The following is a 14,847-nucleotide window of genomic DNA, read 5'->3' on the forward strand; positions in this document are numbered from 1 at the left end:
TTAAATAACCCCCTGGTTTTTTTGATCTGTATTGTTTGTATTGTTTTGTTTCTTTTTCTGAACTATCAGTATTAATAAAGCAAATCCAATTATAAGAAGTTGTGGCAATGTACTATACCAAGAAGGATATATACTTAACACATCAATGGTTGGAATGACGTTTGTACTTAATGAAGGAACTATTCCTGATAACTGCAAACTATGTACACCTGACCCCATAAATTTGAGACACATATAAAACACGATAATACTAGAAATAAAGAAAAATGGTTTTAATGGCAATTTGATCCCAATCTTCAACATGAAAATTCCAATAGCAATTAGAACTCCAAAACCAATTGCTATTCCCAAAATTAATTGTGAGGAAGACATTTGATTAGCCATACCAATTAAAAAGAGAACTGTTTCAATCCCTTCTCTTAAAATTGCTAAAAATGCTAGTATTGCGAATGAAAACATCTTTCCATTACTGAGAGCCTGGGCTGTTTTTCCGTTGATAAATTTGTTCCACTTTTCAACATTTGAGTTGCTGTGTAGCCAATAGCTAACATATAAAAGCATGAGGCTGGCAACTACTCCTGAAAAACCATTGATTAGGAAGTTGTTTTGTCCGAAAGTTGCAGAGTTTAAAACATAAGTAACTAGAAAGCCAATTATCAGACTGCAAAGAATGCCTAGTGAAGCTCCTCCCCAAACCCAACGGTTTCCTTTAGCTGAAGGCCCTTTTTTAGTAATTGCAAGGAGAGCTCCAATAACTAATAAAGCTTCGACTCCCTCTCTAATTGGAATAAGAGCCGCATCCCACATGCTGTATGAGGTGTTAACTAATGGTTTTAAATCAATAATCATTTTATCTATAATTTCAATACTTTTGTTAACCTCTTTAGGATTACTTAAAGATGAATCCAACTCTACTAATCTTCTTTCTGAATTATTGTAGACAGTCTGAGATTTTCCTACAACATTTCCTTCCACACTTAGCCATTGGGATGTTAACTCTTGTACTTGAGCCTTTCCCTTTGCTACATCTTTGCTTTCTAAAGTTTTTTTAGTGTTTTCTAAAAGTTTTACATATGACGCTAGACTTATTTCTTTATCTGATTGTGGTTTATCTGTCAATTGGCCCTTGCTATATTGATTTAAGAAACTCTTAAGTGATTCTAGAGATTCTTCGGCCTCTTGTTTATCTTCATTTAATAAGGCTATAGATATGGCAGCTATTTCTCTTTCAATTTTTCCATGAGCATATAAAGAATCTTTTTGAATGTCTGCCTTCATTTGCGTCCATTCTTGTTTAAATAACTGAAACAATTGATTAGCTCCGTCTAAATCTTCCTTTTTCATATCGGAAATAGCCTTATCTATATATTGAATAGATTGCTTTGCTGTTTCTTTCGAATTAGTTTCTTTTGCAAAAGAATTAGTAGCAGTTCCGGAAATGACTATCAGCCCTACAACTATTAAACTAATGAAGATTTGTTTTATCATGCCTAACACTCCTATGTAGTAATGAAAATCATTATCATTGACTTCTTAATTATCATTAGAATATAATAACTTGTCAAACAAAATTTAAAGGAAAAAATAAATAAATTTTCATTGAAAAAGTAATGTGGTTCAGCCTTTAGGTGGATAACACAAAAGGAGTGAATTTAATCTTGGCCCAATTTGCTTGTCAGATATGTAATTCTGAGTTTAAAAGCTACAATAAAAATGCTAAATACTGTTCTCAATCATGTAAAGGACAAGCCTATATTAAGCATTCAATTAAAGAGTGTAAAATCTGCAGAAAAGAATATAAACCTATACGAGCGACAAGTAAATTCTGTTCTCTTAAATGTTGTGCTGCAGATAAGAAAAATAGAGTTGTTCTTATTCCTCTTTTCTTATCTGCACAATATACAGATTTAGTTGCTATAATGGAGCTTTTAGAAAAGTAGAAGCGTTCAATAAACCTTCGTCTATAGGGTTTATTGAACGCTTTTTATCTTACCTTATTGAATGATTTAAAGGGTTTTCATAAAACCTATGTCTCTTTCGTATATTTAAACAATGTAAAATTATACCGAGGAGAAAGCCGATGTGAGAAAGAAAGAGACACGATTGCGCAGAATCAAAAATTCATCATGTAAAATAATGGATAAGATGAATTTAATGACCTATTTAAATCAAAGGTGGTAATAGATAACCTTTCACGGGACCTTAGTAATTTAGTAGATCCATTTTAGAATTTTACTTTTTATCATAACCAACCTATCTTCCACTTACCTTTTAAGAAATTTTTATATTAATGATAACCAAACAAAAAACTTATAAATATTTAAATTCACTATGTTTTCAATAACGTATATTTAATCAATAATAAAAAATAATTGTTTTATACATATATAAGTAAACACTAAAACTATCTTATAAAAAATAAGGTTTTATTATTTACTCTAGGTGACGACAAATATGGGCTTTTTCTACAAAGCGTGTAATAAGTAATGCTTTTTTAAATAAAATACTTTATCATTTACACCTATATATATAATATATTTTTCTATCATCTTATTAATAAAATGAATATCATTATTACTTAAACAATTTGTAACTTAATCAAATATTTATTTCATCTTACCTTTTATACCATGTTTTTTACTATAAGAAGATTTATCTGAACATATATGAATTACTAATTTAGTTTAGTGTAAAATTAACAGTTAATTAGTCTGAAAATTGGAAACAATTAAATATGTGTATAAAAAATCTGATAAGTGTAAAAAAAGGAAATGAAGGTTCTGAAGAATAATCATTTTAATGTGGTTACTCTTTTTTTGTAACTAGGGATGTATATGATATTCATTTCTTGTTTACATAATAATGATTACAAGAACCAATAAAAGCTGAATATATCAATCAAAGAGACCAAATTTTAAATGTATGTATTTTTTTAGAAAAAAATGGAATATTAATAATAGTACTGTTAAGGAGGATATTATATGAGACGAGCAAAGTGGTTAATCCCTTCAATATTATTATTAATATTTGCTTTAATTTCACCTATTGTTAGTAAGAGTTATAACGTAAATGCGCAAGAAAATATTTCAAATGAAAGTACAGGTAATAAAGACAATTTAAATTTTGATGTTAGTAGTTATGAAAAATATGGATATAATGATCTAGGAAGGTTAAATGATCCTTGGTTAATTAAAGCATACAACACTGTGTTGCAAGATTTAAAACCTGGATATTCCAAACCAACTATTTATAAGAAGGAAAACGAGCTGATTATTACCTCTACGAATGATACAGGAAGCAACGTCTTGTATAAATTTAAGAAACAAGGAGAAGCTTGGGAACAAGTTTCCAACAATAGCTAAAAGGGCTATTTTAATAGCGTAACTTTGGTGATTTTCCAAATTATAATGTTACAAAACTAATGTTAAATATAAAAAGCTCTGTTGCTAAGTTGAATTTCCGGCTTAGCAACAGAGCTTTTTAATTATGTATAGGAATACGGTTAGAGAACATCACGTCCGTTGAAAGTTTATTTTCTTTTTCATTTTGATTCTCAACGTTAATATATGGATTAGCTACTACCCCTATCACTAAATTTCCTTCTTTTCTGGTTATAAATTCTAAAGGGACTGAAGATGGACCTTTTCTTTTAATTTCTACAAAAGATGAGTCTAAATTAACTTGTTCATCACCAATAAAAGCAAAAATAGCATACCTACTACTATCATTATAATTAGGGATATTTAAATACTGTTTTTTCTTTTCATTAGTTCTCATATTTAATAACAAATCTTGAGAAGTGCCATTAAACTTATTAGTAAGAAATACACCGTCAATATTATTCTTTTTTTCTAGAGTATTATCTACCAATTTATACGTTTGGTTACGTTCTTCACCAGCTCCAACTACTAATTGAACACGTCGATATAGATAAAATTCTTGAGAAGGTTGAAATTTTTTCTGTTTGGTTATCTCATCAGGATTTCTAATTAAAAGGGCTATAATATCATAAGAACCTGATTCTAATTTTGGGAATTCCACATCGATTTTACGATTTTCATACCTATTCAACTTTAAATCAATACTTCTAACTGGCTTTCCTCTATAATTTACACTTATTTGCTTATAATTTAATAAAAAAACTAAACGGTATGAGCTGTTAATAGGCATATCATTTGTAACTTTGATATCAGGTTTATATTCTCCTCCTAATGTTACTAAATGTGTTTCCTGTGTTTCACTTAATGCATTTTCACTAAAAACATCTAACCCAAAACTGTAAAGAACGGCTTCTTTCTTCTGCTCCACGTCTTTTTTTTGACTAACATCTTTACTGGTATAAAGAGAACAACCAGCAAGAGAAGAGATAATAAAAAACAAGAAAATTATTCTTCTGTACACTTAAAATACCCTCCTATAGAAAAATAACATTGCTGGGCAAAAGCCCAGCAATGTTATTTTGTAAATGAATAGTCTGTCCACCCTGTTTTTGTTTCTCCTCCATACTTAAATTCATGATAAGTTTTGGAAGTGTAGCTTCCTTTTGCCGTAGTGTCTAAAGTATCTGCGATAACCCAAGAATCATTACTCGTCGAACTAGTCTTTAAAAACTTTAATGATCCATTTATATAGAAATAATTCGCTGCCTCTAAATATGTAGCATTTCTTTCACAAGTTGTTGTCCCCCATGCATCTGCTGCACCATTTGTTTTAACATAACCAGAAGAGTTACCATCACATCTCAATCCTCCAACATAAAAAGCTTTTGTTTTTGCAGCAGATGCTGTGCTTAGATTGCTACTAAACATACCTACAAATAAAACTAAAAACAAAATTGATATCTTTTTCATGTTATAAAATACCCCCATTTTTGTTTTATACAACCATAAAATTCTATATATTACCTTTAAAACTTTCTTTTCTCTGTATTTTTTTTACTTTTTTCAGAGAACATATACTTATCTGAATTATGAGGAGGAATAGTGTGTATATTCCGTTTCTTTTAGTGAATTTACTTTTCTTAAGCTGTATAGATAGCAATAACATTTCATTTAAGCATAACCATTCTGAAATAGTCTCTTATGAAAAGTGGGGAAGAATTGCTGTTCTGAGTACTAAGGAGAAATATAATAAAGCTAAAGTAATTGATTATCTCTATTTAGGACATGAAGTTTTATCACCTACTACTGAAGTAGAAAAATTTAAGCTTTGGTTAAGGGAAGATACAAAGGAATATGGAGTTTATGTAAGCATAAAATTTGAAACATCTACCCATAAAATTTTAAATATTACTTTTAAGGAAAGTAACAAATGAAAAATTACAATATCTTTAATAACTAATTTCTGATAAAAGCTTTTTTGTTATTTTTACTGCATACCATATACAAACCTAGTTTACATAATTCAGATTCGCGGAACCAAATAAAAAAAGGAACCCATGTATACCAAGGGTTCCAGACCTATCAAAATTTATCGTTTATACACGTTTTTATACATCGTTGATTTATCAAGGTTTTGACGCTTTGACAAATAGCTCGTACTGTATAAAAACTTGTATAAATTAAGCTTTAATACCAAACCTAAATTCTATTTCATTTTTTAGAATTTCCGCACCGCGTGGGCTTAATACTACTCCATTTGCATACTCCTTATTTTGAGGAGTGATTTCACCTGTAATGACACATTCATCGTAATGCGTATATTTCTTTAGAATGATTTGATTTCCGTCAACAAAGATTTCGACAGGGTCTTTTTCTTTAATAGCAAGAACCTTTCTTAGCTCAACTGGAATAACAACTCTTCCTAATTCATCTACTTTTCGTACAATACCTGTTGATTTCATTTTAAACTCTCCATTTCTTAATAATTTTGTACCGATATTTGTATATTCTTTCATTCTAAAGGTGCAATAGGTCCCCCAACATGCGAAGCAAGTTCTCCAATTTCTTTTGCAGTTGCTGGGTCATAGACAAAAACTCCAACCGCGAATAAAGCCGCGACAATACTCATAATTTTTCTTTTAGTAATCCATCCATAAATACATAAAAGTATAGCCATGCATAAAATTACTAACACTCTACCCACTCCTATTTATTAATTACACTTAAACTAACAGTCTTATATATCATTCAATACGCTCATACGTCCTTGTATCGCCAAGGAAGTTATCCCATACCAATTCTTTATCGGAAGGTGTCCATCTCCAGTCAATCATGTTGTGAGACGGACTAGCCACACTTTCATAAACTATACTAACTTTACCGTCCTTGTTTTCATTGATAGCAAAGACCACAGGATTCTGACCCTCCCATTGAAATGTTCCTGTTTGCTCATTATCAACTGATATTTTAATCACTTGACCATTATCAGTTGATTTCCAAGTACCATTTAACAATTGCAATGTTTTATCAAGTGCCTGTTTTTGATTTTCTTTTTCCTTTATACTCTGAACAGCTTTGTTGTAATCATCCTCATTACTTTTGCTAAAAGTAATAGGGTTTTCTGTTGTAACGATTAGATTATCATCTGATTTTTTCATATCTATTGTTATAATTGTTTCTGGCTTTTCTGTAGAAGCAATAGTACCTTTATATTCATTCTCTGTTTGGATTGAATTATCTAATTGAAGCGAAAATTCTTTCTTAGTTCCATCTAAATTATGAACTATATATAAAGGTTCACTTGATGTGTTTTTCACCTCTATAAACGTTGAACTATCTTCACTTTTCCAGTACCCTTGGTGTTGATCTAAAAATTTATTGTTTGATGAACTAACTTTTTGATCTTTTTGTTCCTCTTGAGCTTTCTGTTTCTCTTCGTTATTTTCTTTGCTATTATTCTGTTTACTTTCCTTTACCTCTTGATGAGTTTCTTTTGTTGTAGTTTCTTGGCTACAACCTGTTGCTACAATAAATAAACCAAAAGATAAACCAACGACTGTTATAATTTTATTCATTATTACAGTACCTCCTTAAGTGGTGGTTACGAGAAACGCTAAATTTCAAATTTACTTACCTACTACCCACAAAACAAAAATTAATTTCGTCACAGCGCTTCTCAGCAACACCATATTTTCTATTTATTTAAGAGAATGGATCTCTTTTTACACATATTCACCGATAAAATACATTTCATTTTTTCTATCCATTAATAAGTGATAACAAAAAGCAAACTCAGGTTTTCGAATAAACATAATTTGCGATTCAATATCTTGACTATGGTCAATCACTCGATTTTCCATTTGAACATGTTGACTATGGAAATACTCTTGATTTTGCATGTATTCTTGAAAGTTTGGATCATTCGTATACACACGTAACACCGTATACGTTTCATAAGAAGATTCTTGCTGCATGTTTTTAGTTGACTTTTTAGAGGAGAAGAGAGAGCTTTCACTCTTAAGTTTCAATGCAAACATAACCACTATCCATCCAGAAACAAACATAAGAGGATAAAAGAATCCACTATGGGTCAAATTAAATAACTGACACGATACGATTAAAACAACAAAAGCAGTGATAGGCAGCCAATGATCGCTCCAAAATATTTTTATATTCCTTACTAAAGTTATTTTTATCTCTTCTACTTGTTCTCTTTCCATGTACGCATCCCCCTTTTAAAAAACTAAGCTACACGTCGAACATTTCCGTTAAACTTTGCTTTCCAATAGGTATTATTTAAGTCCCCAACTGATACACCTTGTGAACTACTGTCATTAAGAAACTTTCCATCTCCCAGGTAGATACCGACATGGCCATTAATTTTATATGTGTCAAAGAAAATGACGTCTCCACGCTTCATTTCACTTGCCTTGACGACTTTACCGCGCTTGATTAACGTATCAGTTGTAGTGGCGCTGACTGGTCCTAAATCTACACCAGCTGAACTATAGGCCCATCTTACATAAGAGCTACAATCAAATTTCCGTGCGTTAATATCACTTTGATTGCGTCCACCTCCCCATACATAAGGGCTCTTTCCGACAATAGTTGAACCAACTTGAATTGCTTTTTCAATGGCTGCTGAACCTTTAGCAGAGCCTCCTTTAATAGAAACAGCTTCAACGGAACCACTCGAATAAGCGTTCATAAAATCCATTACACGTGAGACATACCACGTGGCCCGGTTATAGGCAAAGACTGCTTTTTGATAATTACCAGAAGCACCGCCATTGGCAGCCAAATAATTAGCTGTTGAATACATAGCATCTGTTACGTTCCAAGGGTCTGCTTTTCCGTCCCCGTCCCCATCAACGCCAAACCCCCCATACTTTTTAATAGCTGCTGGACTCTCTAAGATATCTTTCGGAATGCTTGCATTTCCTAATCTTGTGCCGCCTGGATAACTCCACCCCACCCATGTTTTTGACATGAATTGACTATGCCCAAGCGCGCCCGCGCTAGATATATTTAAGTCCTGTCCAAAGTGCGTTTCGACGCGATGAATCGCGGCTATGAGTGTCCAGGGAATGTTGTATTTTTCGCCTGCTGCTTTATAAATCGGAATGTATTCTTTTGGAATTTGCCCTTCTCCTATTTTAGATATCTGAATGTCTCCAATGTTCACCCCTGTACCGTCAATCTCTGTTACGTCTTCCTGATCTGGTAAGAGAATTCCAAATACACTAACCATAGCTATAGCACTTATGACGACTCCCAATGCCAATAAGGCTGCAATAATAGCTAGTAATATCTTAGACTTTCGTTTGACGGAATGATTTAACTCATGGATTGGATTAATTCGGTAAGTTGACACGAACCCCCACCACCTTGTATTCGTCCTCTTGTTTTTCTAGCGTTACTAAATACCAGTCTTCCTCTGGTTGTGATTTTCCCTCTACGTCATACACTTTCCCTTGCATAATGACATTCCATTGAATAACGTCTGGGTCATCGTTTGAAACTTCCGTTGTTTCGAGAGTTTCGGGAACGACTTTATCATAGGTTAACGTTCCACGTTCTTTTTGACTTTTATAGTTTTGATACATTTCCTCTGACATATAAGGCTTTGCTTTTTCAATATGTTCGGAAGGGTTTTTACCGTTAAAACTAGCAAAGGCTCTGACAAACTCGGTTGCTATTTCTTTTGTACTCTGTAAATCTTCTTTTGTATTTCGTTCGGTTTGGTCATATGGATTTTCCTTGCCTTCAATCATTACCTCTTTCTCTTCTTGTATAGATTCAGAAGAAGGAGCTTGCTTCTCCTCTTGTGAAGAAGAAGCAGGCTTTTCCTTTGCAATAAAGGAACTAATCATAATGCCCAAAAAGACAATGATACTTAGGAACACAAGCATTTTCTTTTGCTGAACACTCATGAAAAGAACCTCCTTTAGTCTTGTCGAGACTGTCGTCTCATTTGTTCAATCTCTTTAGAACGGTCTATATGATCTCTATTTGATTCATTAGCAGCAGAAGCCTGTTCTTTACCTTGTTGTATCTCTTGCTGTACCTGTTGTTGTCTCATTTGCTTATGGAATTGCTGATTTGTTTTTTCAGTTTGTGGTGGTCTTGGTTGCGCTCTTAACGGTGCTTGCTCTTGATTGAATTGTTTAGTTGAAATTTCTCCATTAGCTGGAACTAAACGTCTAGGGTTGTGGATTGGTGCTTGTTGGCTTTCCGAACGTGCTTCTTGTCTTCTCATTTGCTCAATAACTTTACTTGATTGAGAAGAACTTGACTCTTGTTGCGGCTGTGCTTTCAACGGTGCTTGATTTTGATGTTCCTGTTGACGCATCTTTTTCATCACTTGTTCATTCTGATTTCCAGAAGCAGAAGGATTATTTTTCATAGCTTCTTGTTGTTCTGGGCTTTTAGGTTGTGCTTTTAATGGTGCATTGACTTGGTTTTGCTTCTGTTGTTTGCTCATTTGATCGGATACAGATTGATTATAGTTCGGGTCATTTTCTTTTGCTTTTTTATGAGGGTTTGGAATTACACCATTTTCAGATGATAAATTTCTTTTCTCCTCTTTTTCTTGTCGTCTCTTAAAAGGCATGACATTACGCTTTGGTGTATCTTCAATTACATTTCCGTTGCTATCAATGGGTTTATTCCGGCGTAAAGTCGGTTTATTACTCTGTCTTTCCATTGCTTTTTCCATATGCTCTTTAGCTCTCGCGTCTGTAGTGCCTGGCTGACTAGATAAAGATCGTGAGTGTACGTTATTTCCTAAATAAAATGGCTCTATTCGTGCATATTGTCGTTGCTGATCTTGATACTTAATAGCATCAACCTTTTCTCTCCACGCTTGTTTTATTTGTTGTTTCTTTTCATCATAAAGTTTATAGCCAAAAAGCTGCTTTTGAAGGGCAAATATTGCTGCCACAATAATAAGAACGGCAATAATCGTTTGAGCATAGGCCCAGTTATTTTCACTTGCTACCTTATAGGAGATATTGACGAAGCTAAACAATAAAATTAACAAGACAGTGAGTCCTATACACATCGCCAAAAACCCTAACAGTTTCATAGCAAATTGCTTTGCGAACCTTCGATACGCTGGAAAGATACTAAGGAATAAGACGAATACCCCTGTAATAGCTGTAAGCAAGAATCCTACACCGTATATTTGAATGAATGTTGCTAAATATCCCACCATTGCTAATATGACAAGGGTTGGAACCCAAATTAACAACGCTAACACAATTCGTTTATTTGTATACTCTGGTGAAAAAAGAGAATTCTTAGCACTCTTTTTAACAAGTTTCTCTCTTTCGTCGCTCCCTGGCTTTTCACTTAACAAATCTTTTACCGTCTCTTTACCTGCTTTTATTTGGGTTGATGAAGCATTATCAGCTTTTCCTCCACCAATTACACCGTAGTTTGTCGTACCAAATTCAAGCAACAAGTACGGTTTCACAATCAATAAATCATGCATTAAGTTTCGTATTCTTGATACGCCATACCGGACGGATGATGTGTCTTTGTAGCTTTGTGTAGCTTGATCTTCTTGGCGATCTTGAATCATTTCTTTTCTTATTCCATCTTCATTTCCATCCCCTAACGAATAGGTAGAAGAAGTTAAAACAGCGCCAGAGATATAATTGCGAGCTTGATTTAATTGACCTAACAATTGGTCACTATTTTGCACGTATGCTGTAAAGACGGCTGATAATAAGGCTGCTACAATCAATCCTGATATCGTAGCTCGGTACTTCTTTTGAGCAAATGAATAAACAAGCCATCCAGCTACCATAATCATCATAAAACCCATAAATTGACCAATTCCATATGTTCCGCCTGTTTCCGAAATAAAGACTGTAATATAGGACAACATACTGTCAATAATATCGAAAGTGAACGCTTGCTCCATTAAGAAAATTCCGAAATTTACAACCACTAAATATCCATACCAGATAGCACTCAATATTTGTTGTTGAAAGGCTGCAATGTTGTTATAGAGTTTTTCATCCACTTTAAAAATATTGATTGAATCATACCAATGACTGTCTTCATCGCCTTTAACAGAGATATCAATATCGTAATTTTCTAAAGGAACCTCGTTATAGCGAAGTAAAGGTGCATTTGTTTGTGGTAAATCACTTTTAGGCATTAATTCGTCCATGACGTTAGGAGCTTCTGCATGTGTAGCTACTGGACAAAGTGTAGCAAGTATAAAAACAAATAGAATTACCTTCAACAGAAGTTTTGTTTTCATTCTCATTCTCCTTCAATATCTTTAGGTTTAAATTTTTCTTTCTCCTTACCTGTTAAATTCGACGAATAATATATTTTAGGTGAACCTATCTCTTTGCTTCCTTGGATTTTCTTTAAGCTAGGATAATTAAAAACTTCAATTGGATAATATTCTCCTGACCTTTCATAAACATGAACTATTAAAGTAGTCGGCTCTTTTAAACCATCTTCATTTTTTCGAAAAGCGCTGTATTTAAATTTATAAAAATAACTTTTATTTTCGGTAAGGGTGTACTCTAACACACCATATTTTTCAATTTGCTGATCTTTATATTGTTTATAGTCTTCTGCAATATATCTTTTAGCTTTTTCTAAACTATCGTAACTTTTGTGCTCTCCTGTGTGATCTTCCATTTTATAAAGCTTATCTTCTGCACCTTGTTCTACGTATGTGGCATACTGTAAAGCCGTTTTACAAGGCTCAATTTGTTCGCATGTTTTTGGCTTTGGCTCTGTACTTGTTTCCTTATTCCCACAACTTGCAAGCACACCTACGATTGAAATGATTGAAATATAGGTTAATATTTTTTTCATTTTCATTCTCCTTCTCTCTAAACCTTTTAAAAGGCTTACCCTTCGTTTTTTGTTAGAACGAAGGGTTTAACACCTTCTATACTTGACTTGCAAGCTCCCTGACGTCTATAGATGTGTCAAATGCATCAAATAGATGTTCTTGAAGGATACGAACTTGCATTACACCCGTTCGTTGATGTAAGTCACGATATAAGCAATAACCTGACTGCATTTTAGGCATCATATCTTCTAGACCTGCACTATCTTCTAATTTCATAAACTCTTGAATCGTCTCAATCTCTTCTGGTATATCGGTACGGAAGCAATAGGCTGTACCAATTTGACCGCGCATACTGCTTGGAATGTCCATTAAGTTTTGTGTCATTAAATAAATCGGCGAAAACAAGGAACGTCCTTCACGGAATAAACGGTCAATTAAACGTTCCCCTGCTGGGTTTTGGAAGAAGTTCCACGCTTCATCAATTGCAACAACCGTTAATTCGTTTTGGAACATCCGTAAAAATTTCATCATGTAGGCTGTTAGACTAAACAAAATCGCTACTGATACAATGTTGGCTTCTGTATACTCTTCCGGCGGTGTGCTCTTTTTCGGTAACTGTAAATTATCAACTTGCAGGACATTAAATTGATTTGCATAATTCAAGACGTTTTCATCATTCATACGTTTTCCAAAGATCAAACGAGCCAGTGACACATCTTCAAATTCCTCTAAGATAGAGGCCAACTCCAACGCCATTGGTCGATGCTCTTCTGGTAGCATGTCATTTTCCTGTACTAAATTTCGTAACTCATCTTTTACAAATCGAATAGAAGGCTCTGCCAATTGACCGACACGCTTAACAGCCTTTGTCACAATTGAACTTTTAGCACTATCATTTCGGATATTGATATTTAGCAAGTAATAGATTATTTCTCGGGAAACTTCGACAGCCTCGGCCCGATTATCAAACAATAAGAACGGGTCTAATTTACCTGCATCTTCATCTTTTGTCGAAAAAGAAATAAAATTAAGCTCGCTTCCTAATTCACCTAATTTTTCATCCCATTTACAGATGTCCTTGCGTTCGGACTTAGGATCTAACAGCAACACTTTTGCACCACTTAATGCGGCTTCATAAATATCTCGATTGGCAGCCATTGATTTTCCAGAACCCGTTTTCCCTGTATACACTGTTACAAGAGATTGTGTAAGGGCTGCACCCGATGCAGCTAAACCAGGTAATACATAAACAGCCGTGCCACTTAATGTTCTTCCTGCATAATAGCCGTATTCGTCCCCTAGCTCTTGTCGATTTCCGAAAAAACTAGCTGTTACCGCATTGATGTCTACGTCTTGGATAAATTCAGTTACATAGCGTCTTGAACCTGGTAAGCATTCAAGTAGGCTCCGCAATTGTAGACCATACGTATTTTGAAGGGTAATGCCCATACCTGCATACTCATCGATCAAGTCATTTACACGCTGCATTAATTCATCTCGATCAGAAGAACTAACCGAAAAAATAGCACTCATTAAGTAGCCGCCTTCTCGTTCCTTCTCTACATTGGCAATAATGTTTTCGGCATGTGAAATACCTTGATAAACGTTTGAGCCTGCATCTTCCCCGAATGCGTTCAAATGGTTCGCTTGATCTTCTAAATTTGATTTCTTGCGACGTAGCTTCCGCAACCGTTGGTCTGCGTCTTGATAACTCATTTTCAAGTTAACACCTACCGCAAAAGGCAATGACCGTAAAGCTTCTAGCCAGCGTGTTTCTGGAAAGTGAATTTCCTCCGGCATACCCACCATATGCAAGAAAGCAACGTGCGTTTGATGGTTATACCCCTTCGCATCTGTTTGATGCAAGGTTAAATAGCGACGTGATTTAGGATTTTCAATTCCTGTTAATTGAAGATTTAATACATCATCTTCCGTCTGAATACGGGCAATGAGCTCCCTTTGTTTATTAAAAATAGGTGTGAATCGACCTTCCCACTTTTGCCAATTAGGTGGAAAACGTAATCCTATATTGAAAATCCACGGAATTAATTTTGTCATTCCTTCCGTGGTTACAGGTGTAAAAGAAAAAGGTAAGCCTTCAAGAAACTTCGTGACTTCTTTATTTGAACGAGAGATTTTTCTCAAACGATCTTCTGTTAAATACACATGATGATCTCCGCGGATTTTCGCAAATTTAGAGGAAAGCCAATCTTTTAATGCTTGGTACATTTCTTTATATGTCATATCCTCTGCCTCATCATCTAGTGTGCTTTTACCTAGTTCAACTCCAATGTAAAATTCATAGCGACGCTCTTCCGCACCTAGTTCATCACTTGTTTTAAGATAATGAAAAACGGATTGAATATGTGAACTGGCAACCACGCGTAAGTTACCTCGAATCATGGATGCGTATTTTTCGCGAATATCATCAATCGATTGCCGCGTTGGGACAACGATACATTGAATTTCTCGTTTGATCTCTTTAAACAACCGTTTCAATTCGGAAAAGTGAGCCATTAATTGTGCTTCTGAATCAAAACTGGTATGAAAGCCACTAAATTTAAACCACCCTTGTTCCCGACTATCTCTTGTAATCACAACATTTCGCCAAACAGCTACAATGTCATTTTGAATATCCAT

General features: G+C 34.2%; 15 protein-coding genes. 3 read left to right on the top strand and 12 right to left on the bottom strand.

Annotated elements, in window-relative coordinates:
• The gene (locus ACWATA_RS26330) at positions 1 to 1,488 is read right to left on the bottom strand and encodes an FTR1 family protein (protein WP_473050425.1); all 1,488 of its coding nucleotides are present in this window, start codon (positions 1,486 to 1,488) and stop codon (positions 1 to 3) included.
• Positions 1,489 to 1,658: 170 nt separating this feature from the next.
• Here ACWATA_RS26330 and ACWATA_RS26335 point away from each other — a divergent pair, with 170 nt between their 5' ends.
• Positions 1,659 to 1,940, top strand: coding sequence for a hypothetical protein (locus ACWATA_RS26335; RefSeq protein ID WP_473050426.1), 282 nt, complete (start codon positions 1,659 to 1,661; stop codon positions 1,938 to 1,940).
• Between the two features lie 1,041 nt (positions 1,941 to 2,981).
• Positions 2,982 to 3,362, top strand: coding sequence for a hypothetical protein (locus ACWATA_RS26340; RefSeq protein WP_221815926.1), 381 nt, complete (start codon positions 2,982 to 2,984; stop codon positions 3,360 to 3,362).
• A gap of 118 nt (positions 3,363 to 3,480) precedes the next feature.
• Here ACWATA_RS26340 and ACWATA_RS26345 read toward each other — a convergent pair whose 3' ends face one another.
• On the bottom strand, positions 3,481 to 4,401 hold the full coding sequence (locus tag ACWATA_RS26345; RefSeq protein WP_473050427.1) for a hypothetical protein: 921 nt from the start codon (positions 4,399 to 4,401) through the stop codon (positions 3,481 to 3,483).
• Between the two features lie 53 nt (positions 4,402 to 4,454).
• Positions 4,455 to 4,850 (bottom strand): hypothetical protein, encoded by a 396-nt coding sequence (locus ACWATA_RS26350; protein ID WP_221815924.1) that lies wholly within the window; start codon positions 4,848 to 4,850, stop codon positions 4,455 to 4,457.
• 134 nt (positions 4,851 to 4,984) lie between these two features.
• Here ACWATA_RS26350 and ACWATA_RS26355 point away from each other — a divergent pair, with 134 nt between their 5' ends.
• Positions 4,985 to 5,314, top strand: a complete 330-nt coding sequence (locus ACWATA_RS26355; RefSeq protein WP_473050428.1) for a DUF3889 domain-containing protein — start codon at positions 4,985 to 4,987, stop codon at positions 5,312 to 5,314.
• A gap of 246 nt (positions 5,315 to 5,560) precedes the next feature.
• On the opposite strand, the gene ACWATA_RS26360 is transcribed toward ACWATA_RS26355, so the two are convergent.
• The 9 genes from ACWATA_RS26360 to ACWATA_RS26400 all read right to left on the bottom strand — a co-directional run bounded on the left by ACWATA_RS26360 (position 5,561) and on the right by ACWATA_RS26400 (position 14,847).
• Positions 5,561 to 5,842: an AbrB/MazE/SpoVT family DNA-binding domain-containing protein gene (locus ACWATA_RS26360; RefSeq protein WP_473050429.1), complete on the bottom strand. Its 282-nt coding sequence runs from the start codon at positions 5,840 to 5,842 to the stop codon at positions 5,561 to 5,563.
• Positions 5,843 to 5,892: 50 nt separating this feature from the next.
• Positions 5,893 to 6,075, bottom strand: a complete 183-nt coding sequence (locus tag ACWATA_RS26365; RefSeq protein WP_473050430.1) for a hypothetical protein — start codon at positions 6,073 to 6,075, stop codon at positions 5,893 to 5,895.
• Positions 6,076 to 6,124: 49 nt separating this feature from the next.
• On the bottom strand, positions 6,125 to 6,955 hold the full coding sequence (locus tag ACWATA_RS26370; RefSeq protein WP_473050431.1) for a hypothetical protein: 831 nt from the start codon (positions 6,953 to 6,955) through the stop codon (positions 6,125 to 6,127).
• A gap of 147 nt (positions 6,956 to 7,102) precedes the next feature.
• On the bottom strand, positions 7,103 to 7,600 hold the full coding sequence (locus ACWATA_RS26375; protein WP_473050432.1) for a hypothetical protein: 498 nt from the start codon (positions 7,598 to 7,600) through the stop codon (positions 7,103 to 7,105).
• 23 nt (positions 7,601 to 7,623) lie between these two features.
• Positions 7,624 to 8,754, bottom strand: coding sequence for a bifunctional lytic transglycosylase/C40 family peptidase (locus tag ACWATA_RS26380; protein WP_473050433.1), 1,131 nt, complete (start codon positions 8,752 to 8,754; stop codon positions 7,624 to 7,626).
• The gene (locus ACWATA_RS26385; RefSeq protein WP_473050434.1) at positions 8,735 to 9,313 is read right to left on the bottom strand and encodes a hypothetical protein; all 579 of its coding nucleotides are present in this window, start codon (positions 9,311 to 9,313) and stop codon (positions 8,735 to 8,737) included. The genes ACWATA_RS26380 and ACWATA_RS26385 overlap by 20 nt, the downstream gene beginning before the upstream one ends.
• A 14-nt stretch (positions 9,314 to 9,327) precedes the next feature.
• The gene (locus tag ACWATA_RS26390) at positions 9,328 to 11,655 is read right to left on the bottom strand and encodes a CD3337/EF1877 family mobilome membrane protein (protein ID WP_473050435.1); all 2,328 of its coding nucleotides are present in this window, start codon (positions 11,653 to 11,655) and stop codon (positions 9,328 to 9,330) included.
• Positions 11,656 to 11,657: 2 nt separating this feature from the next.
• Positions 11,658 to 12,227 (bottom strand): hypothetical protein, encoded by a 570-nt coding sequence (locus ACWATA_RS26395; RefSeq protein WP_473050436.1) that lies wholly within the window; start codon positions 12,225 to 12,227, stop codon positions 11,658 to 11,660.
• A gap of 76 nt (positions 12,228 to 12,303) precedes the next feature.
• Positions 12,304 to 14,847, bottom strand: a complete 2,544-nt coding sequence (locus ACWATA_RS26400) for an ATP-binding protein (protein WP_473050437.1) — start codon at positions 14,845 to 14,847, stop codon at positions 12,304 to 12,306.

The sequence above is a fragment of the Priestia sp. USM5 genome (assembly GCF_058323215.1).

Bases quoted from the DNA above. Each gene is read 5' to 3' on its own strand.
- ACWATA_RS26330 (WP_473050425.1), bottom strand. From the start codon at position 1,488: ATGATAAAACAAATCTTCATTAGTTTAATAGTTGTAGGGCTGATAGTC.
- ACWATA_RS26340 (WP_221815926.1), top strand. From the start codon at position 2,982: ATGAGACGAGCAAAGTGGTTAATCCCTTCAATATTATTATTAATATTT.
- ACWATA_RS26350 (WP_221815924.1), bottom strand. From the start codon at position 4,850: ATGAAAAAGATATCAATTTTGTTTTTAGTTTTATTTGTAGGTATGTTT.
- ACWATA_RS26360 (WP_473050429.1), bottom strand. From the start codon at position 5,842: ATGAAATCAACAGGTATTGTACGAAAAGTAGATGAATTAGGAAGAGTT.
- ACWATA_RS26370 (WP_473050431.1), bottom strand. From the start codon at position 6,955: ATGAATAAAATTATAACAGTCGTTGGTTTATCTTTTGGTTTATTTATT.
- ACWATA_RS26375 (WP_473050432.1), bottom strand. From the start codon at position 7,600: ATGGAAAGAGAACAAGTAGAAGAGATAAAAATAACTTTAGTAAGGAAT.
- ACWATA_RS26385 (WP_473050434.1), bottom strand. From the start codon at position 9,313: ATGAGTGTTCAGCAAAAGAAAATGCTTGTGTTCCTAAGTATCATTGTC.
- ACWATA_RS26390 (WP_473050435.1), bottom strand. From the start codon at position 11,655: ATGAAAACAAAACTTCTGTTGAAGGTAATTCTATTTGTTTTTATACTT.
- ACWATA_RS26395 (WP_473050436.1), bottom strand. From the start codon at position 12,227: ATGAAAAAAATATTAACCTATATTTCAATCATTTCAATCGTAGGTGTG.
- ACWATA_RS26400 (WP_473050437.1), bottom strand. From the start codon at position 14,847: ATGGATATTCAAAATGACATTGTAGCTGTTTGGCGAAATGTTGTGATT.